Annotated in this window: 21 protein-coding genes and 2 pseudogenes; 12 read left to right on the top strand and 11 right to left on the bottom strand. The window is 54.9% G+C overall.

What is annotated here, in order from left to right; genetic code table 11:
- Nucleotides 1-40: 40 nt before the first annotated feature.
- From DMG62_06460 to DMG62_06450, 3 genes are all read right to left on the bottom strand, one after another.
- Nucleotides 41-553, bottom strand: a complete 513-nt coding sequence (locus tag DMG62_06460) for an N-acetyltransferase (GenBank protein ID PYY23845.1) — start codon at nucleotides 551-553, stop codon at nucleotides 41-43.
- Complete coding sequence (locus DMG62_06455) at nucleotides 540-2,483, bottom strand: hypothetical protein (protein ID PYY23844.1); 1,944 nt, start codon at nucleotides 2,481-2,483, stop codon at nucleotides 540-542. Before DMG62_06455 ends, DMG62_06460 begins: the two co-directional genes overlap by 14 nt.
- Before the next feature lie 161 nt (nucleotides 2,484-2,644).
- Nucleotides 2,645-3,457, bottom strand: a complete 813-nt coding sequence (locus DMG62_06450) for a hypothetical protein (protein PYY23843.1) — start codon at nucleotides 3,455-3,457, stop codon at nucleotides 2,645-2,647.
- A 191-nt stretch (nucleotides 3,458-3,648) separates the two neighbouring features.
- On the opposite strand from DMG62_06450, the gene DMG62_06445 reads away from it, so the two are divergent.
- Together DMG62_06445 and DMG62_06440 are read left to right on the top strand one after the other, a co-directional pair.
- Entirely contained in the window at nucleotides 3,649-5,532 is a 1,884-nt protein-coding gene (locus tag DMG62_06445; GenBank protein PYY23842.1) for a hypothetical protein, read from the top strand.
- 115 nt (nucleotides 5,533-5,647) lie between these two features.
- A complete protein-coding gene (locus tag DMG62_06440; GenBank protein PYY23841.1) occupies nucleotides 5,648-6,043 on the top strand; it encodes a hypothetical protein in 396 nt (131 codons plus the stop codon).
- Between the two features lies 1 nt (nucleotide 6,044).
- On the opposite strand, the gene DMG62_06435 is transcribed toward DMG62_06440, so the two are convergent.
- Together DMG62_06435 and DMG62_06430 are read right to left on the bottom strand one after the other, a co-directional pair.
- Entirely contained in the window at nucleotides 6,045-7,877 is a 1,833-nt protein-coding gene (locus DMG62_06435; protein PYY23840.1) for a hypothetical protein, read from the bottom strand.
- Between the two features lie 23 nt (nucleotides 7,878-7,900).
- The gene (locus tag DMG62_06430; protein PYY23839.1) at nucleotides 7,901-8,134 is read right to left on the bottom strand and encodes a hypothetical protein; all 234 of its coding nucleotides are present in this window, start codon (nucleotides 8,132-8,134) and stop codon (nucleotides 7,901-7,903) included.
- A gap of 62 nt (nucleotides 8,135-8,196) precedes the next feature.
- Between DMG62_06430 and DMG62_06425 the strand changes: the two genes are divergently transcribed.
- Nucleotides 8,197-9,237 (top strand): hypothetical protein, encoded by a 1,041-nt coding sequence (locus tag DMG62_06425; GenBank protein PYY23838.1) that lies wholly within the window; start codon nucleotides 8,197-8,199, stop codon nucleotides 9,235-9,237.
- Between the two features lie 34 nt (nucleotides 9,238-9,271).
- A complete protein-coding gene (locus tag DMG62_06420; GenBank protein PYY23837.1) occupies nucleotides 9,272-10,021 on the top strand; it encodes a hypothetical protein in 750 nt (249 codons plus the stop codon).
- 10 nt (nucleotides 10,022-10,031) lie between these two features.
- Here DMG62_06420 and DMG62_06415 read toward each other — a convergent pair.
- A pseudogene (locus tag DMG62_06415) lies at nucleotides 10,032-11,256 on the bottom strand (glutathione-dependent formaldehyde dehydrogenase).
- 234 nt (nucleotides 11,257-11,490) lie between these two features.
- Between DMG62_06415 and DMG62_06410 the strand changes: the two are divergent.
- The 3 genes from DMG62_06410 to DMG62_06400 all read left to right on the top strand — a co-directional run bounded on the left by DMG62_06410 (nucleotide 11,491) and on the right by DMG62_06400 (nucleotide 13,059).
- Nucleotides 11,491-11,967, top strand: a complete 477-nt coding sequence (locus DMG62_06410; protein ID PYY23836.1) for a hypothetical protein — start codon at nucleotides 11,491-11,493, stop codon at nucleotides 11,965-11,967.
- A 260-nt stretch (nucleotides 11,968-12,227) separates the two neighbouring features.
- Nucleotides 12,228-12,653 carry a large conductance mechanosensitive channel protein MscL gene (gene mscL, locus DMG62_06405; GenBank protein ID PYY23835.1) on the top strand — a complete coding sequence of 142 codons (426 nt, stop codon included), beginning with the start codon at nucleotides 12,228-12,230 and terminating at the stop codon, nucleotides 12,651-12,653.
- A 100-nt stretch (nucleotides 12,654-12,753) separates the two neighbouring features.
- Nucleotides 12,754-13,059: a hypothetical protein gene (locus DMG62_06400; GenBank protein ID PYY23834.1), complete on the top strand. Its 306-nt coding sequence runs from the start codon at nucleotides 12,754-12,756 to the stop codon at nucleotides 13,057-13,059.
- 73 nt (nucleotides 13,060-13,132) lie between these two features.
- Here the strand turns inward: DMG62_06400 and DMG62_06395 are convergent, their stop codons facing one another.
- Nucleotides 13,133-13,852: an ATP-binding protein gene (locus DMG62_06395; protein PYY23833.1), complete on the bottom strand. Its 720-nt coding sequence runs from the start codon at nucleotides 13,850-13,852 to the stop codon at nucleotides 13,133-13,135.
- Nucleotides 13,853-13,913: 61 nt separating this feature from the next.
- Between DMG62_06395 and DMG62_06390 the strand changes: the two genes are divergently transcribed.
- The gene (locus tag DMG62_06390; GenBank protein PYY23832.1) at nucleotides 13,914-15,581 is read left to right on the top strand and encodes a serine/threonine protein phosphatase; all 1,668 of its coding nucleotides are present in this window, start codon (nucleotides 13,914-13,916) and stop codon (nucleotides 15,579-15,581) included.
- Between the two features lie 111 nt (nucleotides 15,582-15,692).
- Here DMG62_06390 and nadB read toward each other — a convergent pair whose 3' ends face one another.
- On the bottom strand, nucleotides 15,693-17,252 hold the full coding sequence (gene nadB / locus DMG62_06385; GenBank protein ID PYY23831.1) for an L-aspartate oxidase: 1,560 nt from the start codon (nucleotides 17,250-17,252) through the stop codon (nucleotides 15,693-15,695).
- An 84-nt stretch (nucleotides 17,253-17,336) separates the two neighbouring features.
- Between nadB and aroB the strand changes: the two genes are divergently transcribed.
- Both aroB and DMG62_06375 read left to right on the top strand, forming a co-directional pair.
- On the top strand, nucleotides 17,337-18,437 hold the full coding sequence (gene aroB / locus DMG62_06380) for a 3-dehydroquinate synthase (GenBank protein PYY23830.1): 1,101 nt from the start codon (nucleotides 17,337-17,339) through the stop codon (nucleotides 18,435-18,437).
- Between the two features lie 2 nt (nucleotides 18,438-18,439).
- Nucleotides 18,440-19,195, top strand: a complete 756-nt coding sequence (locus DMG62_06375; protein PYY23829.1) for a dimethylmenaquinone methyltransferase — start codon at nucleotides 18,440-18,442, stop codon at nucleotides 19,193-19,195.
- Nucleotide 19,196: 1 nt separating this feature from the next.
- Here DMG62_06375 and DMG62_06370 read toward each other — a convergent pair whose 3' ends face one another.
- Complete coding sequence (locus tag DMG62_06370; protein ID PYY23828.1) at nucleotides 19,197-19,508, bottom strand: antibiotic biosynthesis monooxygenase; 312 nt, start codon at nucleotides 19,506-19,508, stop codon at nucleotides 19,197-19,199.
- A 105-nt stretch (nucleotides 19,509-19,613) separates the two neighbouring features.
- On the opposite strand from DMG62_06370, the gene DMG62_06365 reads away from it, so the two are divergent.
- Nucleotides 19,614-21,533, top strand: coding sequence for an antibiotic hydrolase (locus tag DMG62_06365; protein ID PYY23827.1), 1,920 nt, complete (start codon nucleotides 19,614-19,616; stop codon nucleotides 21,531-21,533).
- Between the two features lie 239 nt (nucleotides 21,534-21,772).
- On the opposite strand, the gene DMG62_06360 is transcribed toward DMG62_06365, so the two are convergent.
- On the bottom strand, nucleotides 21,773-22,609 hold the full coding sequence (locus DMG62_06360) for a 3-deoxy-8-phosphooctulonate synthase (protein PYY23826.1): 837 nt from the start codon (nucleotides 22,607-22,609) through the stop codon (nucleotides 21,773-21,775).
- A 109-nt stretch (nucleotides 22,610-22,718) separates the two neighbouring features.
- Nucleotides 22,719-24,398, bottom strand: a complete 1,680-nt coding sequence (pyrG, locus tag DMG62_06355; protein ID PYY23825.1) for a CTP synthetase — start codon at nucleotides 24,396-24,398, stop codon at nucleotides 22,719-22,721.
- Nucleotides 24,399-24,800: 402 nt separating this feature from the next.
- On the opposite strand from pyrG, the pseudogene DMG62_06350 reads away from it, so the two are divergent.
- Nucleotides 24,801-25,109: pseudogene (locus DMG62_06350) on the top strand (hypothetical protein).
- The last annotated feature ends 92 nt before the right edge of the window (nucleotides 25,110-25,201 follow it).

Genomic DNA, 25,201 nt, shown 5'->3' with positions numbered 1-25,201 from the left:
GCGCCCGGCGCTCCGCTTTGGAAAGATGGCACTCTGCTTCTCAATCGATTATCAGTCTCATCTCGTTCGTTGTCTCAAATCCCATCGACTCGTAGAGCGGTCGTCCGTACTTGCTGGCGTGTAGCCAGAGCACGTTGAATCTTTCTGCTCGGCAATAATCGATTGCTTTCTGCGTGAGTTGCCGAGCGAGGCCGCGCTTGCGGAATTCCGGATAGGTATAGACATTCAGAAGATACGCGCGATTTATATTCTCAGGAGCCAGCGGCCCGCTGACCAATGGGGTAATCAGAAGGCCGACGCCTGCTGCAACTCGTCCCTGCTCAGCGATTGCAAACCAGCCCCGATAAGAACCGTCAGCCAGGTAGCACTGGATAGACGGTCTGGAGCTTTCCACAATTCGATCCACCACTGTTTCGGCATGGCCCATGTCTAAGAACATCTGGCGGCGATGATAGAGAACCTCTTCCAGATCTTCGGAAGTGGTTTCGCGAATCGTGATTACAGAAGCCCTTGCCGGAGCATTCATCTTTGCAGCGATGTCACTGCTTGCCATCGCTCTTGGATGTTACTTCGCGGGTCGCGGTCGCTCCATTTGTGATGGGTACTACTTGAATGTTGGGAGTACCGGAGCCGACGAGTCGCAGGCGTGGTTCCTGAGCCAGGGCAGCAAGCAATTCGCGTGTGATGCGATCATCGATCTCTGCTGCATTGTCCAGCTCTACTGGATATCGGATGACGACTTCAAGGCCGCTCTGCGCCAAACGTAATCTGCTTACCGGCTTTGGCGCGATTGTACGGATGTTCAGCTGCGTCTGCATCTGCCGGTATTCCTGCTCTATGCGGTCCTTGTAACTGGCGTACACCTTCTCGACGGCGCCCAATAGCCGGGATTCCGCCAAGCGGATATCGCTTTCGGGAGCGAGGGTGAGAGAGACTTCATGCCAAACGAAATTAGTCCCGGGAATTTGCTTGTAGAAACTTGCGGTGGGTTGGAAGACGATAGAGTTCGAGAAGACGACTACGCGGCCTGTGGGCTGAATGTAGTTGCCGCTGCCGCCCATCTCCATGAGATGAATGCGAACGAGGCCAATATCGAGGACATCGCCGGTGACTCCGGAGATCTGCACACGATCGCCGACGCGGACTCCGTAGCGTCCGATCAGGAAGAAGTAGCCGGCTACGGCGAGAATGACATTCTGCAGTGCGACTGCTATGCCGGCGGTGATTAGCCCTGCGAAGGTCGCAAGTGAACCAATTTCAGTTGCCAGCGCAAAGGCGACCGTAAGCGCGATGACGAACCACAGAAGGATGCGTCGCAGAAGTAGAAATTGGTAGCGGCGCCGAAAGTCGTGCACATAGCGGAACGTGGCTCGCTTCCACAATTCACCCAGGATCAAGAACGTTCCCAGCACCAGCGTGAGCAGGAGCAATCGCAGGCCAAGGTTCTTGAGATCGATCTGGTACTGCGTTTTGACGTCGTCCCGCCAACGCCTCAGGTTGCTCTTGTAAAGATCCAGGAGCACGCTCTGCTTGCTGAGTGGAAGCATCAGGCTGGAGGCCTGTTTGAACTGTGCGGTCAGGGCGTCGAGTTCGCGCTTTTGTTGTTGGAGGCCGGCGATTTCGCTCGTGTCGGCTTGCTGGGCCAGCTCATTGCCGCGCTGAACTAAGGCAGAAAGATTCTTGATGATCGGAGTACGCAGGTCCTGCGCAGTCTGTGCCAGAGCATTCGTGGTTTTGATGCTATCGTCAACTGTTCGGATTTTGCGCGTAAGGGAGAACAGATCTGAAACCAGGGCGAGCAAACCTTCTGGCTGTTGTCGGCGAGCTTGTGTAGTTGAAGTAGCAGAGGAAGCAGTGGCTGTGGTACTTGCCTTGGATTGTCCATCCGCGGTCGCAGTAGGGGGATTGGTCAGAGTGGTTTCTGGGACTGAGCGCTGCAGCTCCTGCACCTGCGCTACAAGATTGCCTCCCGTCGCACCGGCCGATCCACTGCTCGCGAACTGCAAGATGTTATGCAGAGCCTCGCTACGAGCTTGGGCCAAAGCTAGTTCGGACTTAAGTTCGTCCAGTGTTGCCTGCATTTTTGGCCGCTCGCGGGGAGTTGCGGTCGGAAGCTTGTCCTGTAATTGATCGATCTCAGTCTGGGTATCACGCACCAACTGGTCTGTCTTGGCGGTTGTTTGAACCAGATTCTGAAGTCTTGAATTCGATGGATTTTGAGCAGAGCTTGCTGGGGTTTGTGCAGCAATCAGCTGCGCGGCTGCACGTCCGAAATCGAAAGACAGGCGGACAATCTGGTTCGCCATCTGGCGATCATCATTGACGAACAAAAGATCGGCGGGATCGGTGGCACTGCTCTCTTCGATGGCAAGATGACGGTACCAGTCGATGCTCTGGTTCAGATAGTCGAGTAGCAGCTGTCCGTTCGGCTGACCTGCAGGTGCTTGCGACTCTGTGGGAGGTGTGTCATCGCCAGAAACCATACCGCACAGGAGTAGGGGGATCAGGACCAGACTGACGACGCCGCTTACTTTAGCGAATTGGATAGTAGGGTTCCTTAGTTGATGTAGGGAGTGGCCACTATCAGTTTAGACGCGACCGGAGATTTTGGGTTGTTGTGGGTGGGAGCCGCGGGCCGGCATTGTCACTCCCAAGCCAATATATGTCTTTCAAAATCGAACGCGAGGCGCCGTACACCGAGAGCTTTAGGTCCAAGTAGTCCGTCAAAGCCAGGCTCCCCTCCGGGTATCTCGTCGGTTACATATGCGGGAAAGCCTTTGGTTTTCCAGCCACCAATTTGAAATTCTCGTATCTCGGCCAGCTGTGCTCGCAGTACCAAGCCGAGAGCTGCCTCGTGGGAGTCGGATTGAAGGACTGCAGATGCGCGCACCTTTCCGCCATAGATGAGGACCGCATTGAATCCGGTGTCCACTTGAAAGCGCAGCATCTTGCCGTCGGCGGTTGCGTCGAGCAGTGCGAACCGCCTTCCTGGGAGCAGAGTGGCGGAATGCGGGAGAGATGGGACAGTTCCAAACGTGATGGTCTTGGCTTTGTAGTCGATGAGGAACTTGCTCATTCCTAGTAGGTCCATGCCAATGAGCACGTCGGGACGAATTCCCATGGAATGCGTCAAAGGAGAGAGGTCACCCGCGATTCCTGACAGGTGTTCGGAGCGAAGTGGACCAAGTTCAATCTTCGGGATCGAAACCGCTTGTACCACGACGTTACGGGTGCCGAAACTTGCAGCTTCTGGTCTCATGCTTAGCGAGAGCCGCTTGGCAATGCGGAGATCCAAGGTCGTTTCGGTTACTCCGGTGTCAATGACGGCAACGAGGTTTTGTAGCGTACCAATTGTGCATTTGGAAACGATCAAGAAGTCGTCATGAAGCTCAAATGAAAGGGTTTGGGAACTTGCGCGTAAAGATAGACAGAGCCAAAAAAGAAAGGACCGTTTCATGCTGACTTCGCACCGGCGGCGCGAGTCGCAAGCTATTGGGCGGAAGCGGAGGAAGTCCTGAAGACGGCCTCAAATTTTCGTGAGATGTCGGGCCACGTGTGAGAATTCGGATTTTCATCGGAATTTCTTCGGGAACCAAATAGCCACTCGTGCGGTCATAATCAGCACTAGCTTTATGTCTAGAAGATGCAATGGACGATAACTTCCAGATTCAAGAGTGGGTCGTCTCGCCCAAGCTCAACAGCCTGCGCCGCAACGGCAAGATGGTTCACCTCGAGCCGAAGGTGATGCAGGTGTTGGTGTGCCTGGCGAAATCTCCCGGCGTTGTCTCCAAAGAAAAGCTAATGCAGACCGTGTGGACGGACACGTTTGTCACCGATGACGTGCTCACGCGATCGATCTCGGAACTTCGTAAGGCCTTTGACGATGACAAGAAGAATCCTCGCTTTATCCAGACGATTCCCAAAGGCGGATATCGGTTGCTTGCTTCGATCGAACAAGTTCAGAGTTTGGAATTAAAAGAATCCCACGTTTCATGTTCTGGATCGTCCCTTGCGCTGCCTGAGATTTCTTCAAAGCCTTCTCATCGCAAAATTTGGATAGCGGGTTCAGCGCTGGCGCTCGCCTCATTGCTCGTTATCGCTTACGTGATTGGCAGGAACACCGCCACCCCAGTTCCACCAGGCCGAGCGATGTTAGCTGTTCTCCCTTTTGAGAACCTCAGCAAAGACTCGGCACAGGAGTTCTTCGCAGATGGTCTGACGGCTGAGATGATTTCGCAATTTGGACGGCTCCCTTCTGACCGGCTCGGCGTGATTGCCTGGACCTCGATGGCCCGGTACAAAGGCACGTCGAAGCGTGAGGACCAAATCAGCCGGGAGTTGGGCGCGAATTACCTGCTGGAGGGAACCGTCAGACGTTCGGGCAATCGGGTCCGGATCACGGCCGAACTGATCGAGAGCGGCAAACGCGATCATTTGTGGTCGAACAGCTATGACGGAAATCTGGAAGATGTGATTACGCTGCAAAACCGAGTGGCCCGGGAAATAGCGTCTGAGATCCGCGTTCAATTGACTCCACAGGACGAGGCGCGCTTGTCAGTCGCCAGCACAGTGAACAGCGAAGGGTACGACGCATATCTGAAAGCAAAACTTCGGTTCGATATACCGGGAACTCAAGCCATGCTGGCGAACATGGAACACCTGCGAACTGCCATTCGGCTGAATCCCGGGTACGCTCCGCCCTATGTCTCGATGGCTGTCATGAATCGTGCCATGGCGAGCCAGGGCGCTGCAGATCCCAAATCGTCGTACGCTGCGGCCCGTAGTCTGCTTCTAAAAGCGCTGGAACTGGACCCCGACTCCTCAGCAGCCCACCGCGAGTTAGCCTGGGTTGAGTGGCGCTACGAGTGGAACTTTACCGAAGCCGAGAAGGAATTTCGCCGTGCGATTCAACTCAGTCCGAATGACGCTACTTCCCGGGATACTTATGGCTTGTTTCTGAAGAGTATGGGTCGGTTTGAAGAGGCTCTTGTTCAGTCCAGAGAGTCGGTCGAACTCAGTCCCATGGAATCGTTCGGCCATACCAATCAGGGATCTCTGCTCGCGCTTATGAGGATGTTTGAGGAAGCGAACGCCCAATATGAAAAGGCGGCCGCGATCGATCCCCGACAGCCCTACGTCTATGAACGCATGGGGCCGGTATTACTTATGCAGGGAAGAAACGCAGATGCGATCGCAGTGCTGGAGAAAGCGAGAGTCTATTCGGGCGGCCAGCAAGACAAACTCGCCTGGCTCGGATATGCATATGCGGTGAATGGGAGACGTCTTGAGGCTCTGAAAGTGCTCGATCAGCTCCAAAAAATAGCCGAGGCGCGTATGTATGTGTCGCCGCTCCATGTGGCCCTCGTCTTCAACGGACTTGGGGAGCGTGAAGAAGCGATCACCTGGCTCGAGAAGGCCTACCAAGGACGCGATGAATACCTGGTGTACTTAAACGTATATCCCGAGTTCCAGAACTTGCACTCGGATAAGCGTTTCCAAGCTCTCCAGCGCCAAATCGGGCTGCTGCAGTAGTTACTGGTTAGGCAATAACGGATGGTTACTTCCAGATTACTTTTCTCTATCGTGACAGCACGTTTGTGACCTGCGTAATTACCCCGCCTCAGCCAGATGAGCCCATCATTTCAGCATGAAAGTGCGCATTTGCTTTCTCGTAATTATGCTTGCGCCGCTGTTCTATTACGGGGCAATTCACTTAGCTCCAGCGGGGCACGCTGCCACTGTTTCGTCTAACTTCCACCAGCTGGGAAGAGTTGCGTTTGAGAAGATCGAGAAAGCCCAGCAAGCCCAGTCCGAGACGGATGCCGTCTTCGATCCTGGCATCGCTGAGGCTGAGCAAGCGGTTGCGGTCGCGAACACGGCGGCTGTAACCCCAGCCGATCGGCGCGAATACACGCAGCTCGTTAACTACCTGCATTCGGTCAAGCAGGATCGATTGTTAATGCAGGCCAGCGCCGACTCTGGTCCCGTGGACCAAGGGGCAAGTAACGCGGCCAGGAGCAGCGCGGAAAGAATTTTTCGGTAGGCTACTGGTGGAAGCTGACGGTGATACGAGTCTCCGCTTCCACAGGTTTCCCGCCGAGCATGTAAGGCGAGTATCGCCATTGCCTTGCCGCATCCAGCGCGGCTTCACGGAGCAGCGGGCTGCCGCTTAGAACCTTCAAGTTGCGCAACATTCCATCTGTTTGGATAATCCCGGCGATTACGACCTCGCCGGATACACCTGCACGCCGTGCCATTTCGGGATACTGAGGCAGCACTCGTTTAATTAGCTTGCCTTGGACTACGCCCTGAGATTGAGGGACTACGCCCTGAGATGGAGGCGGTCCAAGCTCTGGAGTCGCAGTCTTCGCCAACACAATCGATGCAGGCAGCGCGTTTGAGCCTCGCGCCAGATCCGCCATGTTCATCGGTGAAAGCTCGGGAGCAGCAGGCTCTGCTGCCGGCTTGGGAGTCACAGTGTGCCCTTGAATCACTTCGAGCTCTGTCACCTCGGCATTGTTAGTACGGCTCGGAGGAACCGAAGCTGGGCGAATGGTGCGAGCGGACACTGTACCTCTCGCGATATTTGGAGATGATCCCGGATTTGAGCTAGGCAAGATCGCTGGGGAAGGTGTAGTTGTCGCACTCCCGCTCGGTCCAACCACTGGTGCGTGGTTGCCTGTTTGAGCCGCTGCACGGCTATTGCGGTAATAGATATATCCAAGCACCAGCAGGACGCCTGCCAACAGGATTCCAATGAAGGAGATGCGCGTGCCACGTGCTGGCATGCGGATGTGCATTCCCCCTTCAAAATGCTCGGGCTTTTGTTGCGCAGGAGCTGTTTGCTCCACGCGAAGACTCGAGACAGGAGCCCTCTGGGCGGAAGGCGGCGCAATCGCAGTTGCTGCCGATGGCATAATCGCGCCGGGTAGTGGTTCCAAATGGGGAACGAGAAACGGTTCCAGAGCCTCATGAACATCGAACGGGGTGTATTCAGGTGCTGAAATCTCTTTGGGTGGCGCCGCAACGCTGGCAATTAGATCGGTGAGGAAGCTCACTACCAGAATGTCGCCACCTTCGAAGTTATGAGGATCCGGCGAAAGGACTTCGGCGATGCCAACGATTTCCGTCCCCGCATGGATGGGCATGATCAGCAGGGAACGGAAATTCAAGGAACGGCAAACTTCCGGATTCACTCGCGAATCATTCTCGGAATCCTCGAGCATGACAAGCGTGCCGGAACGCAGACACTCTCCCGACAACGAACTCGAAGAAAGCTTTACACCGACGTCCGGAGCGTTGCCGAAACTGGCCTGACAAAAAACGTCCTGACCTTCGCGCAGAGCGATTGCCGCACCCGTTGCGCGCGTGAGTTCGGCCATGCGTCGCACAACCACGTCCAGTGCCGTGCTGGTTTCCAGATGCTCGGTGGAGATGATCGCCTGCAGATCCGCTACTTCGCGTAACGCGGCGATCTTGCGAGATAAATCGTTGTCCACGTGAGCACCATCCGAGTGCGATGGATGTGTGTTTGCGCCCGAATTAAGCCATTTGCGGAGAGCCGCCGTTGATGCGGGCTCGATTCGCGTGAAACGAATCCCTGCTCTGCCGTCATCGCCGCTCCACGTGATCACGCCAGTGGCATCGATCACAGAGCCAGTCTCCGGAAGCTCAAATCTCAGAGAGGCAGGCATCCCGAGCTCCAGCAGCGAGCTGCTCGCAATGCCAAGGCCGCCTTCACCCAAGTCTTGTATCCAAACCTCTCGGTCCGGCTGCAATTCTAACCGGATGGGCTCGGAAACAACTCTTCGAGCAGACTGCCGCTGATCGGATCCAGATTCTTCGTCTCGCCCAATCGGGCTGGCGGAAGTACCCATGAACGGAAATTCCTCACCGCATCCTATGGAAACTGTTTAGCAGAAGCCCATGTGGTGGGGGTGGCAACGGGCTGTGCAGGAAGAGGCTTAGGCGCGGGACTATATACACTCGTAGCCGCCGAAGCAGCCGCCGCCTGGACAGGAGTGCGTCCGCTCTCTTCCAGTAATTTGGCGCTCAGACGCAAAGCATCAATTTCGCGCTGGATGCGTTCCAAATCGGCTTCCTTGTGACGAATCAGCTCGTAAAGATCCTTCATTTGCTTCGGTTACTCACTGGCTAATGATTTTTGAGGGGATGTAGAGCGCATCATTACCCAGCATTCTGAGAAATGCAATAAGGATTTTGCAGCGGTTTGGGTCAAGGGAGGGAATCCTGACGGGTCACTTCGACAGGTTACTCGTCTCCGGGAAGGCGGTAAGTTCCCGTGATAGAACTAAGTGCGTGAGTTTCTTCCTGGGAATTGACGGTGGTGGAACCAAGACCGAGTGCGTCGTTGGGGACAACTCGCGTGTCCTAGGCAGGAGCGTCGGAAGCACAATCAAGATCAAAAAGGTCGGCGAAGATGCGGCGGGCCGGGCTCTTGAGAGCGCAGTAGCAGAGGCCTGCCGGTCCGCAGGCGTTACTCCACAGCAAATCACGCGGACCTGCATTGGCATTGCCGGTTCCAGTATTCCCGAAGTTACAGACTGGACCTATAGCGTCCTCAAACAGCTCGTAGCCGGAGAGGTACAAGTTGTGAACGATGCGCTCATTGCCCACCATGCGGCATTTCGCGGTCGGCCTGGGGTTCTCCTGATCGCGGGCACGGGCTCAAACGTTCTCGGAATCAATGATTGTGGCGAGTCTGGGCGCGCGGGCGGCTGGGGACCGATGATTTCGGACGAGGGCTCCGGATTCTGGATCGGGCGTAGAGCCGTGGCTTACGCGATGCGAGCCTACGATGGCAAGCAGCCGACCAGCTTGTTGGACGCTGTCATGAGAGCTTGGGATTTGAAGACCATTGAAGAACTCGTCTCGATGGCGAACTCGAATCCACCACCGGACTTTTCATCGCTGCTGCCCGCCGTTCTGCAATGCGCCGATGGTGGCGACAAATTGGCGGGCGAGATTCTCATTTCGGCAGCTGAGGAACTCGCACGGCTCGCGACCATCGTTGTACGCAAACTGTGGCCCGAAATCTCGAAAGTTAATGTGGCAGTCACGGGTGGCGTATTTGCACATTCTCCACAAATCCGGCAGAGGTTCGGCGAACTGGTGCGCGCTAAACACCCTGGCGCAGCCGTGAACCTTGAGCCTGTACATCCCGTAATGGGAGCACTCTCGATGGCGCGGAAGTGTAACAGCGCATCTGCCTCATGAGGGTAAAGTTCCACACCCCGCCAGTTGATTACTTGTGACGAATAGACGGCCGATCTCGCTCGACAATCCGGACGCCAACCCAGAAGAGTTGATCGCCAGTTCGTTTGTCGAAGATCTTGTAGTTGCGGCTAAACATCCTGCCTTAATGGAAGATCTTGCGCTGGCGATTCTTCGCCGACGCGATTTACCAGCTGTAGCCCTTGAGGAAATTGCTCGTAATCACTCGGTAATTAAGCGGCGCAAGGTGCTCGTCGGAGTCGTTGAACACCAGCGCACTCCGCGTCACATTTCCTTGCCTTTGCTCAGAAGATTGTTCACCTTCGAACTGATGCAGCTGGCGTTGACGCCGTCCGTGCTTCCCGATATAAAACTCGCAGTCGAAGAAAGTCTAGTCGGAAAATCGGCAACGCTCGCCTTAGGAGAGCGAATTACCTTAGCTCGAAGAGGTTCGACGAAAGTAGCCGGAGCCCTGTTGGTTGACGGCCAGACGACCGTCAGCGAAGCGGCGTTGCAGAATCCGCGAATTACGGAAGCTAGCATCGTTAAGGCGCTTGGCAGGCCGGAGATTCCGCTTACCTTCTTGATAATGCTTGCAAATCATTCAAAGTGGTCTCTCCGACGCGAAATCCAAATTGGGATTCTGCGCCGGAGAGAGGCTACGGACTCATTAGTGCTGAAAATTGCAGCCAAGTTGCCCAAGCCCGCGATCAAAGAGGTGATCACGCAAGCCCGGCTGCCGGCTGGAAGAAAAGAACTGCTTCAAACTGCGCTGATTCGAGGCTGACCGGGCTACGTCAAGCCGCCCGCCTCGAGGCTGAAGGCTCGAGCTTCACTTTTATCCAGCCAGGTTGGCGCGTATCAAATGCCTTGTACGCATCAATCACATTCGTCATTGGCTCTATGTTCGTGAGCACCTTCTCGGGATCCAGTACGCCACTTACCACCTTGTCCAGCAGCATCGGGATATATTTACGGTGATTGCAATTCCCCATTTTGAGCGTGAGATTCTTTTCCATTGCTGTCCCGATCGGGAAACTCTCTGCTGTCTCCGGGTAAACACCGATGATGGACATGGTTCCCGCTTTGGCTACGGACTCTACTGCCCACGAGAGCGCCTGTGAAGGAGCGTCGCCGGGATGCCAATTATCGCCTTGCACGCTTGTCTTTGGCGTGATCATCTTGCGTTCTAGGCGGTCCTTTGGTCTTCGCAGCCATGACTTCTTGGCAGGTCCATGATGCGGATGCGTGGCATCAACACCAACAGCGTCGATTACACGATCTGCTCCAATGCCGCCGGTAAAGCCCTTTATCGCCTCAATCGGGTCCTCCCGGTTGAAATCGATGATTTCAGCGCCTTGGTCCTGGGCCATTTCCAGTCGCGACGGAATGGTATCGATGGCGAAAATGCGCCCGGCATTCAACAGCTTGGCGCAGGCGATTACAAACTGCCCGACAGGACCGCATCCGAAGACTGCCACCGTGCTGCCAGCGTGTATGCAGGCGATCTCGGCGGCCATCCATGCTGTGGGAATGATGTCGGAAAGCAAGATTGCCTGATTATCGCTGACGCCATCGGGAACTCGAACGAGGCCGATATTCGCAAAGGGAATGCGTGCATACTCGGCCTGGAGGCCGTCGAATGGTCCAGTGGACGCTGGACCACCGAAAAATGCTGTGCCCGCCTCGGGACCGTTTGGATTCGCCTTGTCGCACTGTGAGTAGTAGCCGGCACGGCAATAAGAGCAGTTTCCGCAGGCAATGGTGGAGGGAATTACTACACGATCCCGGTTTAAAGTTGCGCACGGCGCTTCCGACTTCCTCGACGATGCCGACACCCTCGTGTCCCAAAATGGTTCCAGGCTTCATTCCCGCCATGGTGCCACGGATCATGTGGAGGTCAGTGCCACAGATCGCGCTTGCCGTAAGCCGCACCACCGCGTCATTGGGCTTCTGAATCTTTGGGTCAGGAACGTTTTCGAGCTGAATATTGCCGACTCCGCGAAACAGTACTGCGTTCATGAGAGCTCCTTTTCAACGCTGTCTTCAGTTGGAGGCCAGCGATAATTGGCAGGTTGACCTCGGATTCTCGGCTTCGAAGTCGCGCAGCTCCGAGGTTCGGACTACTCAACAACACGAACGTCTGGAAAAGTAATCTGGGCGAACAGAGAAAGAAAAGAGGCACACAATTCCAGCGCGTTCTCGTCACCCCGGCTGTGGAAATGCTGGTTGCGCAAAGTCTCTGTTTTGTGCGGCATGCACAGTCTAGTCACGGATACTTGCAAATCATTACCAACGTGTGCCTTTAGTAATCTTCGGAGAAATCAAGACCGTCGCTATTATCACGGCATGGCCACTGCCTTCTCCTCTCCTCAACCTTCCATTGGCTTTGCGCGCAAGCGACGCTGGGAGCGGCACAAGATCGACATCCCAATTCGCTTGATTTTCTGGAATTCTCTTCACACAGCCAAGATCGTTGAGGCGCGTGGGCGCGACATGAGTGACGGCGGGCTGGCCGTCTTCGCTGGAGTGGAGCTGCGCATTGGTGACATCATCGAGATCGAATTTACCCCCGCCTATTCCGGACAGCCGCTGCGGGTCAAGGCTGAGGTGCGCAATCGCCGCGGCTACTCATATGGCATCGAGTACCTAAACGACACGACCACGGAACAAACGCAGGCAGCTCGCCTTCGCGAGTTGCTCAACTCGGCCAGCGGCCATACGAATATCTAGTTGTCCCTTCCATAAGCACGCCAGCAAGCGTTAAAGCTTTGCGGTAAAGAAGGTCGCATCTGTGCCGTCAATGCGATCCCATTATGGTTCGCTTTAGCCGCTGAGGTAAATGTTGGTTTTCATCATCAGCATGCTACCTCAGGCGCTGAAGCGAGAATCAGAAATCAGTTCTAACCGGCACGACTAAAGTGGGTGCCTTCCCTAAACTCCGCGATTCTTTTTCTGTTATGCTGCCGCCCGCTACTCCGGGAGGTACGCCCATGTTGCAGGGTTTCAAGAAGTTTGTTTTGCGCGGAAATGTTGTCGATTTGGCAGTTGCGGTTGTGATTGGCGCAGCGTTCGGAGCCGTCATTACATCGCTGGTCACGAATATGTTCACCCCTCTAATTGCCGCGATCGGCGGCAAGCAAGACTTTTCCAACCTGAGCGTTACCATCAACAACAGCAAGATCATGTACGGCGCATTCTTGAATGCTGTGATCTCGTTCGTGATGATCGCAGCTGCGGTTTATTTCTTCATCGTAATGCCAGTGAATGCCTACACGGAACGTAGAAACCGAGGAGTGGCTCCTCCGGACCCAACTGCGAAGAGGTGTCCCGAGTGTTTGAGCGAGATTCCTATTGCGGCCAAGCGATGTGCCTTTTGCACCAGCCCCGTGGGATCCGCCGCTGGCGCCAGCGTGTAGTCGGGCAGTTAAGTTTCTGGATGTGATCGAGACATCGTGTGCTGGCATGTCGCACTCGACAATTGAAAAATCCCGTCCGGAGAAACGATGAAAGTTTTGGATCCAGGCGTGTTGCCCTGCCTTGTTCGTTGGAGTGTTAACAGCTTCCTGCGTTGCTTTAGACCAAAAGCCGCAGGGAATCTACAAAACTAACTGTGAGGGGTGCCATGAACCGACAGGCCGAGCCTCGGAGGTCGGGAGAAGCCTTCGTGCCAGGAGTTTCAAGGATTCCGCAGTGCTCAAGATTCCTCCTGCAACACTTGCAAGAGTCGTCGCAAAGGGCAAGAACCAGATGCCTCCATTCGAGGGAGCGTTAACAGCAAAAGAGATAAGGGACCTTACGAAGTACATCAAGGAAATGAAGTAACAATTGCAGGCTGAAATAAAGCAGTCGCGGGTATTGCCGAACTGTGCTTCAAAGACTTGCGTTTTAAATATGTCTAACGAGTCTGCGCAGCGCATTGGGACGCTGAGGCAGGAACACTCAGAAGATCTCGGAAAACGAATCCGTCTCGCTGTACTGTTTCGCCGTTCACAATTGGGATCGACGTTCGGAACATGGGCCCTGAATATACGAAGGTGTGGAACTCGCCATTCTCGGCACAGGGATCAGCAGACGCCGGCAAGTCAGTCAGGAGCTTCTCGTCGTAGTCTCTGCCGGCCCAGTCCGCCGGAACCGCTCGTGGATCAACGCAACTCAGGCGTGCTCGCAGTCCCGAGCGAAGCATCTCTTCCGCGAGTTCGCGCGTAGGCATGCCCCAGACAGGAAAAAGAAACTCAAGTCCGCATTTCTTGAACTGGGCCTCACGATACTGGCGGATATCCTGCAAATAGAGGTCCCCGAAGGCTATGGCATCTATTCCGAGCCGCTTTAGAAAGTGCAGGGCGTTGCTCATGCGGCGCTCGTAATGCTCGTTTGTACAGGGTGAAGGTAAGGGAATGACCCAAAGCGGCAGTCCCGCCGCTTGAGCCTGCGCTTCCAGGAGCTCGCGTCGAACGCCATGCATAGCTATGCGATTGAAACGCTGATTGATGGTGGTAAGTAACCCGATGACCGTGTACTTATCTGGTTGTTGACGAAGCCTATAGAGCGTCCAGGCGCTGTCTTTGCCCCCGCTCCATGAAACCACGACGCGCTTGGTGACCCTGTTCGTTAGCAAGGCAAAATTGTACCGTCCCGACTAGCAGGAGGTGTTACGCTTTTGTGCAACAGGTACTCAAATGTCGACTCAGGCCTCCGCCCAGAACACTATGGTCAGTGGACAGGAATTTCCTGTTCTGCTGCGCGTAGAAGGTGATAGGCAGCAGGCAATCCCGCTAATCCATTTCCCGTTCACCATCGGAAGACGGGCAGAGAAGCACATGGTAATTACGGATCCCATGGCTTCGCGTGATCACGCCGAAATCGTGCAGATGGGTGGTGAATATTACCTGCTAGACCTTGGCAGCAAGCACGGTACATTCGTCAACGGATCTCTGGTAAAGCGACACAAGCTGGTTAACAACGACCGCTTGCAGTTTGGCAGCAGCAACGACCGCACATTTGCCGTTTTCCAATTTGGCACCACTAGCCAGACAACCAGCTCAGCTCGGGAATTATTGAGCCAGATTTCGGGACTCCAGGTTGAAAAGGAAGCTTCCGATCTGGAGAAGCTGGCGTTCTTCCTGGAAGTCGCACGCAAGCTGAACAGCCGCGGAGCTCTCGACGACGTTCTGGTAACGCTTGTAGAAGCAACATTACGCATCACCGGTGCCGAACGTGGATTTGTCTTCTTGGTCGGCAAAGAAGGGGATTTGAGCCTCGCCGTTGGGCGCAACTCGCTCGGGGATGAACTCAAAGACGATACGACGATCTCGCATTCGATCCTGAAAGATGCGATGACATCGGCCTCCCGAGTAATCATTACCGATACGGCAAGTCATTCGGATCTCGCAGCGCGGCAGAGCATTGTCGCCCACGATCTACGGACAGTGATCTGCATGCCCTTGTTCCGGACTAACATTGCTGCGCAGGGCCAACAGACTCAGGCTGATGATGCCCCGCGAGGCATTAATGGAGTCCTTTACCTGGATAGCCGCCTAGCCTCCCGCGGCCTATCAAGTTTGAGTCGGGACATTCTCAACACAGTTGCCACAGAAGCTGCCGCTTTGATCGAGGCCGCGCAACTTGCCCAGGCTGAACAGAATGCGCGGCTGTATCAAAAAGAGCTTGCCATTGCCGCGACGATCCAGCAGCGCCTGATGACGGTGATCATTCCCGAGGTGAATTACGCGAAGTTGCGGGCGCGAAGTCTGCCTTGCGAGGAGATTGGAGGAGACTTCTACGATGCCGTGCTGGCAGACGGCAACTTGTACCTGGTGCTCGCCGATATCTGCGGGAAAGGAGTTTCAGCCGCGATTCTTGCCTCGATTTTGCAGGGGATGATCTATTCGCAGCTCGTCGCCCACGTGCCGCTTGCGGACATTGCGGCTGCCGTCAATCGCTTCTTGTGCGTGAAGAAACTGGGCGAGAAATATGCGACCTGCAACGTCGTTAAAATCACCCCCATCGGCAACTGTGAGTTCCTCAACTGTGGACACGTGCCGGCTGTCCGCGTAGCAGATGGCAGGGTTTTGAGACCTACAGAAGGAAATCTTCCATTGGGACTCATTCCAACTGCAGAATTCGAAACCTACAGTTTCAAATTGAAACCTGGTGATCGAATCGTTCTCGTGAGCGACGGCGTAAACGAAGCTCAGAATCGTGAAGGCGAATTCTTCGGCGATGAAAGATTGGAAGCTGTCGTTCTTCGGGGAAAAGATCTGTTCGCTGCGGTGAGTGAGTTTGCCCAAGGTGCGCCTCCATCCGATGACTGCACCACCGTGGAACTTGAATATATCGGCGACTGAAGCCCGACCAACCTTGGGATATTCGGATGTGGCCGCAGCATGGTAGAGACGCAGCATGCTGCGTCTCTACCAGTGTCGCGGGAACCCCAGCGGTCTTGCGGTCTTCTCGATCTACTCAAAGCAGATTTTATCGGCGGTCACAACGGAGTGCTGCCGCAAACGCAGGTCATCGCGTCGTGGGCAGTCAGCGCGAAAGTGAGCTCCACGACTCTCTTCTCTCGCCAGCGCGGAGCGCGCAATCAAATCGCCAACGGCTAGAAGGTTTTTTGTCTCGAAGTCCACGCGTTTGAATGGCAACCTCAGTAAAAGCTTCCAGTTATTGATCTGATGCAGCAGCTGTTGCAACCCGCTCCTATCTCTTACGACCCCGGCATATTGCCACATTGCGGCGCGCAGTTGTTGCGCAGTTTGCGGATCGGGTTTCGAATCCGCTCCAGCAATTTTTTGATGGCAAGACAGCTTTGCCTTCGAGCCCAGTTCCTTTCTCATGGCTTCGGCGGCTCGGGCACCAAAGACGAGTCCTTCCAGCAGGGAATTGCTGGCTAACCGATTCGCGCCGTGCACACCGGTGCACGCTGTTTCTCCCGCTGCATAGAGACCACGCAGCGAACTTCGTCCATGAAGGTCTGTTTTGATCCCACCCATCAAATAATGAGCGGCGGGGCGGACAGGCACCAGATTGGCGGTAATGTCGATGCCGTATTGTTTGCACGTCATATAGATTCGCGGAAAGCGCTCGCGCAGATGTGCTGCGTTGAGATGCCGCAGATCGAGATATGCTACCGCAGGTGTGGCTTTGCTTGTTCTGATTTCCTGCACGATGGCGCGAGCGACAACATCTCGCGGTGCGAGTTCCGCCAGAGGGTGATATCGAGGCATAAAGCGCTCGCGCGCTGGATTGAGCAGCAGTGCTCCTTCTCCCCGTAGTGCTTCTGAAAGTAGAAAGCGAGGAGCTCCGGGCGCAGAGAGCGCTGTAGGATGGAATTGAAAAAATTCCATGTCACTGATAGAAGCGCCCACTCGGTATGCCATTGCAATTCCATCTCCGGTGGCCACCGGGGGATTGGTCGTGTCTGAGTAAACCTGGCCTGCGCCGCCAGTCGCCAGGAGCACCGCTTTGGCGCGAACCGTTTTGGGCGTGCCGTCGGCGGCGAGCATAGCTACTCCGGTCACTTGTTCGCCATCAAGGCAAAGGTCTGTCGTAAATTCAAATTCGGTGAAGGCGATTTGTGGGATCTTCTGAGCCTTAGCAATTAGAGACCGTCCGATCTCGCGGCCAGTAGAATCGCCGTGAGCGTGCAGGATGCGCGAGCGGCTGTGTGCGCCCTCGCGGGTGAACGTTAACTTACTCCCACTTCGGTCAAATTCGGTCCCCCAGTCGATCAGCTCTTGAATGCGTGCGGGACCTTCTTTGACAAGCACACGAGCGGCTTCAACATTTACAAGTCCATCACCAGCATCGATGGTGTCTTGCAGGTGAAGCTCGACTTCATCGTCGTCGCTTAAGGCCACTGCAATTCCACCTTGAGCATATTGCGTGTTGCTCTCGGTGACCTCCTGCTTCGTGACGACCAACACACGGCCACCCTCGGCAAGTCCGATTGCAGCGCGCAATCCAGCGATTCCGCCTCCAACAACGATGAAATCTGTCTCAGATGAAAACCAAGGCATGAGAAATTTCGATGGTAGCACGCGATATCGGGACCATTCCCGATCGGACTGACGTCCGCAGCGCATGGGATATGATGAAAGCTCGTGAACAAAATCACCGTCAAAACGAAGTCAGCAGAGTATTCAGTGCTAGTCGAGCGTGGCGTGCTTACTCAGGTTGGAAAGACCATCGCTAAGCTGCTTCCCAGCAAGAAATCTCGATGCTTCGTCGTCACCGTCGCTCCGGTTTGGACGCTGTGGGGCGAGACATTCAAGAAAGCATTGGCGAGCGCGAAGCTCGACTTCAGTGTCCTGGAAATGACGGATGGTGAGCGCGCCAAGAGTTTTGCAAGTGTGGAACACCTGGCTGAACGAATGGCAATGAAAGGCGCGGATCGGAATTCGGTCGTTATTGCGTTTGGTGGAGGCGTGGTTGGCGATCTCGCTGGTTTTTTGGCGTCGGTCTACATGCGCGGCGTACCTGTTATCCAGGTGCCTACAACCCTTTTGGCGCAAGTCGATGCCGCGATCGGCGGAAAGACCGGGGCCAACTTGCGTGCAGGAAAGAATCTCGTTGGAACGTTCCATCAACCTCTCGCGGTGATCTCGGATCCGGAGTTGCTGACTACATTGCCGGATCGCGAATTCCGCGCTGGATTGTTCGAGGTGATCAAGTCGGGAGTGATCCGCGACCGAAAGCTGTTCGAGATCGCGGAGAGCGAACGCAAACGATTGCTGGCAAGGGATCAGGATATCCTTGAACGTGTGATTCACGATTGTACGCGCATTAAGGCTGAAGTGGTGGCTGCCGATGAAAAGGAATCTGATCTGCGGCGCATCTTGAATTTTGGACACACCATTGGACATGCGCTGGAAGCTGATACGGCATATCGTCATTTTTTACATGGTGAAGCTGTCGGTTGGGGCATGGCTGCGGCTGCCATGATCGGTACCGCTGTGCGAAGGACTTCTCCCGAATTGGCACAGAGGATAGTGTCATGTGTGCTTGCATATTCTCCGCTGCCTGAAGTCAATAGCCGGGCGGAGGACATCGTGAAACGTATTCAGGGCGACAAAAAGGCTTTTAATGGTAAGGTCCACTTCGTTTTGGCGACTTCAGTCGGAAAAGTGGAAATTTTCAACCGCGTCCCCGACGATGTAGTGGCGCACGCGGTTGAGGAATTGCATTATCTCTCTCGCAATTGACGATGCCTGTTCCTCTAAAAGATCGACCACAAGTGATTGGCGCTGCTCCGCAAGGCTCGGCAGGCGAACGCTCGGCTGCGCTGGCCGTACGCGAGATGTTCGATGAGATCGCGCCTCGATATGACCTGCTCAATCATATCTTGTCGATGAATGTCGATCGGCTGTGGTGGTGGCGGACTGCACGTTTCTTTCGTTCTGTATTGGGAAACCCTGGTGCAAGAGCTCTGGATCTGTGTTGTGGGACAGGGGACATGGCAGCCGCGCTTCGCCGGCAAGCCTCAGGAATTGAGATCGTAGGCGCCGATTTCTCGCGCGGAATGCTAACCCGCGGATTAAGGAAATTTTTCCTTCAACGTATCGAAGCAGTGGAAGCCGACGCTCTTTGCTTGCCATTTCCTGATGGAAGCTTCGACCTCGTAGTGTCAGCTTTCGGCTTTCGCAATCTTGCGAACTACGATGCAGGGTTGGCGGAGATTTATCGAGTTCTTCGCCCAAACGGCGAAATCGGCATTTTAGATTTTAGTGAACCTGGCGGTCTGCTCGGAAAGCTATACAGCTTCTACTTCAAAAAGGTCCTTCCGAGAATCGGAACGTTTATTTCGGGCGTGCGTGGACCCTATAATTATCTGCCTGCCTCGGTGTCGAGCTTTCCGTCACCTGACGAGATGCTTGGGCGTATGCGAAGCGCGCATTATCGCAACGCGACGTGGCGTCCGTACACTTTTGGAATTGCTGGACTCTATCGCGCCGCCAAGTGAACTACTTTGCCGGACCCTGCACAACCTCGTAGTGCTGAGCTCGTTCATCCCAACGAGATAGGACTCTCCTCCGCTCCTCAGGAACGATTGCAAGTTCGTAGTTTTCGCCTGCAACGGCGCGAATGGCATCAACAGACTCCCAGAGCATCAGCGTGATGAACTCAACCTCATCTCCACGATCTCCTCGCAGCAGATAGCTGCCTCGATAGCCGGCAACTTTGTCGAGACCGGGCAGGACGTCCGGCTTGAGCATCGCTTCGTACTTGTCAGCGTTCTCTCTTGTGGCGAAGCCATGCCAAATTCTGGCAATCATTCTTGCCCCCATCAGCGAAAATATGACCACTCATCAGAGTCGGACTCAGGTTTTTGAATTCCGCGTTGTGTTTTTTTCAGAACGTTCTTGTATAAGGTTAGCTCCATGCTTCGCATGCGCCTTCATTTCGCCCTTCTTCTTTGGTTGAGCGCAGCAGCCGTTGTCCAGACTGCTTCACAACCGCAGTACGAGATCGTGGTCGATCACGATGTGATGATCACGATGCGGGATGGTGTAAAGCTGGCGTGTGATATTTATCGTCCAGCGCAAAATGGCAAGGCCCTTGAACGGAAGTTTCCGGTCATTCTGGAACGCACTCCTTATGGAAAGAAAACGAGTGAGCCGTGGGCGAAGTACTTCGTGCCGCGTGGCTACATTGGAGTGGCTCAGGATATTCGCGGCCGCTACAACTCGGAAGGGCACTGGTGGCCGTACCGCGATGACGGTCGCGACGGCTACGACACGGTTAAATGGATCGGCAAACAGCCATGGTCAATCGGCAAGATCGGGACGGTTGGTACTTCATATCCCGGAGGCACGCAGCACGCGCTTGCGTTGTCGAATCCGCCATATCTCACCACGATGATTCCTGCCGACGCAATGTCGGATTACGGAATTTATGGAGTGCGCCACAACGGTGCCTTCGAAATGCGTTGGATGAACTGGATCTTCAACATCGGCGGACCACAGGGAAGCGATGCTGCACGCGATCCGGCTACACAGCAGGCGTTGTTGCATCTGGGAGAGCACGTTCGCGAGTATGCGAAGGCGTTGCCGTTTCGTCCGGGAACCACTGCTCTCAAGCACGCGCCGGATTATGAAGACTGGCTCACACAGGCGATGGCTCACGGTGATTACGACGATTTCTGGAAAGACAAGGGCGTCGATGTAGTCGCGCATGTCGCTGATTACAAGGACATTCCCGTCTATCACCTCGGCGGGTGGTACGACTCATGGGGCGCACAGGTCGCCAACATGAACTTTGTTACGTTGACGAAAAATAAAAAGAGCCTGCAGCGCCTCATTATGGGACCGTGGACACATGGAGGTCGCACGCGCAGCTATGCGGGCGAGGCCGAGTTCGGCCCTGATGCGGCGATTGATTTTCTCGCCTTCGAGCAACGCTGGTTCGATCATTGGCTGAAGGGAATCGACAACGGAGTAGATCGCGAGCCTCCGGTGCGTATCTTCGTTATGGGCGGCGGCGATGCGCACAAAACGCCTGAGAGCCGCATCTTTGTAGGGGGATATTGGCGCGACGAGCAGGAATGGCCACTCGCGCGCGCAGTTGCCACTCCGTACTACCTCCACGCTAATGGGTGGCTATCGATCCAGAAACCAGTTGCCGAGTCGCCGAAGTCTTTCAAGTTCGATCCGCACCGTCCGGTGCCAACGCTCGGTGGCAACATCTCGTCGCACAACGCTCCGCCGTCAAGGCACAACACCATTGAGCGTCCGGGAGACTCGGAAAACCTGATGGAACAAGGGCCTTACGATCAGCGATGTCGAGTCTCAATCTGGACCTGCGACGATACGCTGCCGCTATCGACTCGTAGTGATGTCCTGGTTTTTCAGACTGAGCCGTTGTCGCAGGATGTCGAGGTCACCGGAAGGCTCATCGTGAAATTGTGGGCTTCGTCGAGCGCTCCCGACACGGATTTCACGGCCAAGTTGATCGACGTTTACCCGGCGAACAAAGATTTCCCCGATGGTGTAAATCTCAACATCGGTGACAGCATCGTGCGCGCCCGCTATCGCAACTCACTCCAACATGCTGAGATGATGAAGCCGGGCGAAGTGTATCCGTTCACGATCGAGATGTACCCGACGTCCCTTGTATTCAAGAAGGGCCATCGCATTCGCGTGGATATTTCGAGCAGCAATTTCCCGCGGTTCGATGTAAATCCCAACACAGGGGAGCCCCTGAACGATAATCGGCGTTGGGCGATTGCGATCAATACTATCTACCATGACGCCCAACACGCGTCACAGATTCTGCTGCCAATCGTTCCGGGAGGACAGTGAAGTCGGCATGCTTCTTCGGGACGTGCCGAAATTTTGTTCGATCTCATCATCCAAAGGACTTAGATGGCGAGATCTCATCCGATCTCATGAGATATCTAGTCGATCTCATGCCCACCATCGGGTTTTTCCCATTATGACACAATCACAAATTCCCCCGCTTATTCCTAGTACGACGGAACGCTGAAATAATCAATAAAAAAAATGCGTAATTGTGCCGTGACAGAGATTCGAAAAAGTACTTACTGTGCCGGCAGATTTACTGAGCGATGTACCGCGAGTAACCGCTGCAGAGTCTCCTTCAGCTTTGAAAGGGGCAACGCATTGGCTCCGTCGGACTTTGCTTGCGAAGGATTGTCGTGCACTTCCAGGAATACTCCATCAACACCGACGGCCACGGCAGCCCGTGAGAGTATGGGAATGAACTCCGGTTGTCCGCCGCTCTGCTTCGGCTGGCCATTCTCGCCAGTTCCTGCGCTGGGAAGCTGAACGGAATGAGTCGCGTCGAAGACCACGGGAGCGAGTTTTCGCATGATTGACAGGGAACGCATGTCCACCACGAGATTGTTGTAGCCGAAGCTTGATCCACGTTCGGTGAGGAAGATTCGTCCGTTGCCGCTCTCCCGAATCTTTTCGACGGCGTGTCGCATATCCCAGGGCGCGACGAACTGTCCCTTCTTGACATTGATTGCGCGTCCGGTCTTCGCGGCCGCAACCAGGAGATCGGTCTGACGGCAGAGGAAAGCGGGAATCTGAAGGACGTCGACAGCTTCCGCGACTGGCTCCGCGTGTTCAGGCGCATGGATATCAGTCAGCACCGGAACGCGATGAGTCTCCGCGACCTTTCGCAGAATGCGAGTACCTTCCTTGAGGCCGGGTCCGCGGAAGCTCTTCAGTGAAGTTCGATTGGCCTTGTCGTAGGAAGCTTTGAAGATGTAGGGAATGCGCATTTCGCGCGTAATAGTGCTGATAGCTTCAGCCATTTTGAGAGTATGGGCTTCACTCTCGATCACACACGGTCCAGCGATCAGGAAGAGTTCACCCGAACCTACGTGGACGTTACCGACCTCAAATTCCATTCAACGGAGAGTAACAGACCCGAGGGCGAACACGCCCGTCACGAAGGCGGCCTTCGGAGGTCACGAAGCCTCAAACATTTTGTATTCATACTCGCGCGCTCCGGGATTTTTACTTTCGGCCCACTTTCTCTGGCCGCAGGAATAGCTCCTCTTCCGCCTCCGTTCGTTGTTCCCGATGCTTGAGTCGGTTGTCGTACGAAGCTTTGACAAATTCTCGGAACAGCGGATGTGGCTCAAGTGGTTTCGATTTGAATTCAGGATGGAACTGGCAACCAAGGAAGTAGGGATGGTTCGGGATTTCGACGATCTCAACGTAGGTTCCGTCCGGAGTCGATCCGGTGATCCGCAGCCCGCCGCCGGTCAGCAGCGCCTCATATTCCCGATTGAATTCGTAACGATGCCGATGACGTTCACTAATTTCAGTCTTACCATAGGCGTGCGCGGCGATCGAATCTGCTTCGAGCTTGCATTCCCATGCGCCTAAACGCATCGTGCCACCCAGTTCATCAATACCCTTGAGCTCACGCAGTTTGTAAATGATGCGGTGTGGAGTGCTTGGATCAAATTCGCTCGAGTCGGCATCATGCAGTCCACAAACGTTACGTGCGAACTCTATGCAGGCTGTTTGCATGCCAAGGCATATTCCGAAATAGGGAATTCGCTTCTCGCGTGCATAGCGAATCGCGTTCAACATGCCGGCGATACCACGTTTACCAAATCCGCCGGGGACAAGAATCCCATCGTAGCCTTCGAGTTGCGCCTCGTACGAGCGATCCTCGGGATCGCGACTCTCGAGCCCCTCAGCCTCCACCCAAGTGACATTCAGCTTCAGACTTTGCCCGACCGCCGCGTGAACCAGAGCCTCTTTGAGCGACTTATACGAGTCTTCGTATTCGACGTACTTTCCGACGATTGCAATCGAAACTTCATCTTTTGGGTTATATACGCGGTGAACCAGACCTTCCCACGCTTTAAGCTTGCGTGCGGGAGCCTCGAGATGCAGATACTTCAGGGCCAGCGTGTCGACTTCCTCGTGTGCGAATACGAGTGGGACTTCGTAGATCGAAGCCACGTCCTTCGCGGTAATAACTGCCTCTTCTTCCACATTGCAGAACAGAGCGATCTTGCTCTTGATCTCTTTGGAAAGGAAACGATCAGTTCGGCATAGCAGAATGTCGGGCTGGATTCCCACACTCAGGAGTTCTTTCACCGAGTGCTGGGTCGGTTTCGTCTTAAGTTCGTTAGCGGCAGCGATCCACGGAACCAGCGTCACGTGTACGAAGATTGTGTTCTCGCGGCCGAGTTCCTGACGCATCTGGCGAATGGCTTCGATGAATGGGAGTGACTCGATATCACCCACTGTGCCGCCGATCTCGACTAATGACACGTCCACATCCTGCGAGACCTTCTTCATCGCCGCTTTGATCTCGTTGGTGACGTGCGGGATGACTTGCACAGTCTTGCCTAAATAGTCGCCGCGACGTTCTTTCGTGATGATCTGCTCGTAGATCCTGCCGGTGGTCAGGTTGTTATCCCGGCTGAGCTTAGCGTGGGTGTAACGCTCGTAGTGTCCAAGGTCGAGATCAGTCTCGGCACCATCGTCCGTGACGAAAACTTCGCCATGCTGAAACGGAGACATTGTGCCAGGATCCACATTGAGGTAAGGATCGAACTTCTGGAGACTCACCTTTAAGCCGCGGCTTTCGAGAAGACAGCCAATCGACGCCGCGGCAAGTCCCTTGCCTAAGGACGACACAACCCCACCGGTCACAAAAACGTACTTTGCCATTCGTTTCTCGCCTCAGAGTGTCTGGAAATGGTCTCCGGCAGGTCCGGCCGGGTGTTTGCGGCTCGGAGGCCCCGCCCCATGCCTTTCCAGGCAGGGCCGGATTGAACCGCATAGGGGTACACAACCAATTATTGCAGAAGTTGACCTGTGAAGGAATTGTGAATTTCGGGAACTCCCATTCGAGGTTGCACCAGGCAAACAGGGTATTAAGATGCAGAGCGTAGCCCTATATTTTTCAGTTTAATTCCAGCTTTTCTGACTGCGGCGATTAGGGTTAAAGGCTCACCCTTACGCACACCTTAGTTCGACGCTACGAGTTTCTTTCCTAGCCTTCTAGAAGATCAACCCAAGTGAGTGAAGCAGCTGCAACCGATACCCTCGCCTTTCCCTTGGAGGCGAGACTTGAAGCGTACTTCACGCGTTTGTTTTTGTTCGTGCACGCTCGTTTGTTTAGCACTTGTTACTGGATGCGGGGGAGGTGGCGCTTCTAGCTTCACGTCAACTCCAGCATCGGCTACGGCTGGCAGCGGATCTACGCCAACCTCCGTAACCCCGACACCAACTCCAGTTCCCACGCCCACACCAAGCCCGACCCCGACCCCCACACCGACGCCGACGCCCGCACCAACGCCAACCCCCACACCAACGCCGACCCCTACTCCTACACCAACGCCAGCCCCCCCGCCAACTCCTACACCAATGCCGACACCAGTAAAGCCCACAACCTCAGTGACCGCTGAAACGTCCGGCAACACGAGTGCGGCGACAACTTTTGGCCGGCAGCTTAACGGCAATGCAGGCTT

This window comes from Acidobacteriota bacterium (assembly GCA_003225175.1).
Lineage (GTDB): Bacteria > Acidobacteriota > Terriglobia > Terriglobales > Acidobacteriaceae > Gp1-AA112.
This window is presented reverse-complemented; position numbering and strand designations above follow the sequence as displayed.

What these genes read in the sequence shown, in the direction of transcription:
- DMG62_06375 (PYY23829.1), top strand. Translation starts at nt 18,440, where the DNA reads ATGCCTGTTCCTCTAAAAGATCGACCACAAGTGATTGGCGCTGCTCCG.
- DMG62_06410 (PYY23836.1), top strand. Translation starts at nt 11,491, where the DNA reads ATGCACAGTCTAGTCACGGATACTTGCAAATCATTACCAACGTGTGCC.
- nadB (PYY23831.1), bottom strand. Translation starts at nt 17,252, where the DNA reads ATGCCTTGGTTTTCATCTGAGACAGATTTCATCGTTGTTGGAGGCGGA.
- pyrG (PYY23825.1), bottom strand. Translation starts at nt 24,398, where the DNA reads ATGGCAAAGTACGTTTTTGTGACCGGTGGGGTTGTGTCGTCCTTAGGC.
- DMG62_06360 (PYY23826.1), bottom strand. Translation starts at nt 22,609, where the DNA reads ATGGAATTTGAGGTCGGTAACGTCCACGTAGGTTCGGGTGAACTCTTC.
- DMG62_06390 (PYY23832.1), top strand. Translation starts at nt 13,914, where the DNA reads ATGTCGACTCAGGCCTCCGCCCAGAACACTATGGTCAGTGGACAGGAA.
- DMG62_06455 (PYY23844.1), bottom strand. Translation starts at nt 2,483, where the DNA reads ATGGTTTCTGGCGATGACACACCTCCCACAGAGTCGCAAGCACCTGCA.
- DMG62_06435 (PYY23840.1), bottom strand. Translation starts at nt 7,877, where the DNA reads ATGGGTACTTCCGCCAGCCCGATTGGGCGAGACGAAGAATCTGGATCC.
- DMG62_06430 (PYY23839.1), bottom strand. Translation starts at nt 8,134, where the DNA reads ATGAAGGATCTTTACGAGCTGATTCGTCACAAGGAAGCCGATTTGGAA.
- DMG62_06445 (PYY23842.1), top strand. Translation starts at nt 3,649, where the DNA reads ATGGACGATAACTTCCAGATTCAAGAGTGGGTCGTCTCGCCCAAGCTC.
- DMG62_06370 (PYY23828.1), bottom strand. Translation starts at nt 19,508, where the DNA reads ATGATTGCCAGAATTTGGCATGGCTTCGCCACAAGAGAGAACGCTGAC.
- DMG62_06460 (PYY23845.1), bottom strand. Translation starts at nt 553, where the DNA reads ATGGCAAGCAGTGACATCGCTGCAAAGATGAATGCTCCGGCAAGGGCT.
- DMG62_06440 (PYY23841.1), top strand. Translation starts at nt 5,648, where the DNA reads ATGAAAGTGCGCATTTGCTTTCTCGTAATTATGCTTGCGCCGCTGTTC.
- DMG62_06450 (PYY23843.1), bottom strand. Translation starts at nt 3,457, where the DNA reads ATGAAACGGTCCTTTCTTTTTTGGCTCTGTCTATCTTTACGCGCAAGT.
- mscL (PYY23835.1), top strand. Translation starts at nt 12,228, where the DNA reads ATGTTGCAGGGTTTCAAGAAGTTTGTTTTGCGCGGAAATGTTGTCGAT.
- DMG62_06365 (PYY23827.1), top strand. Translation starts at nt 19,614, where the DNA reads ATGCTTCGCATGCGCCTTCATTTCGCCCTTCTTCTTTGGTTGAGCGCA.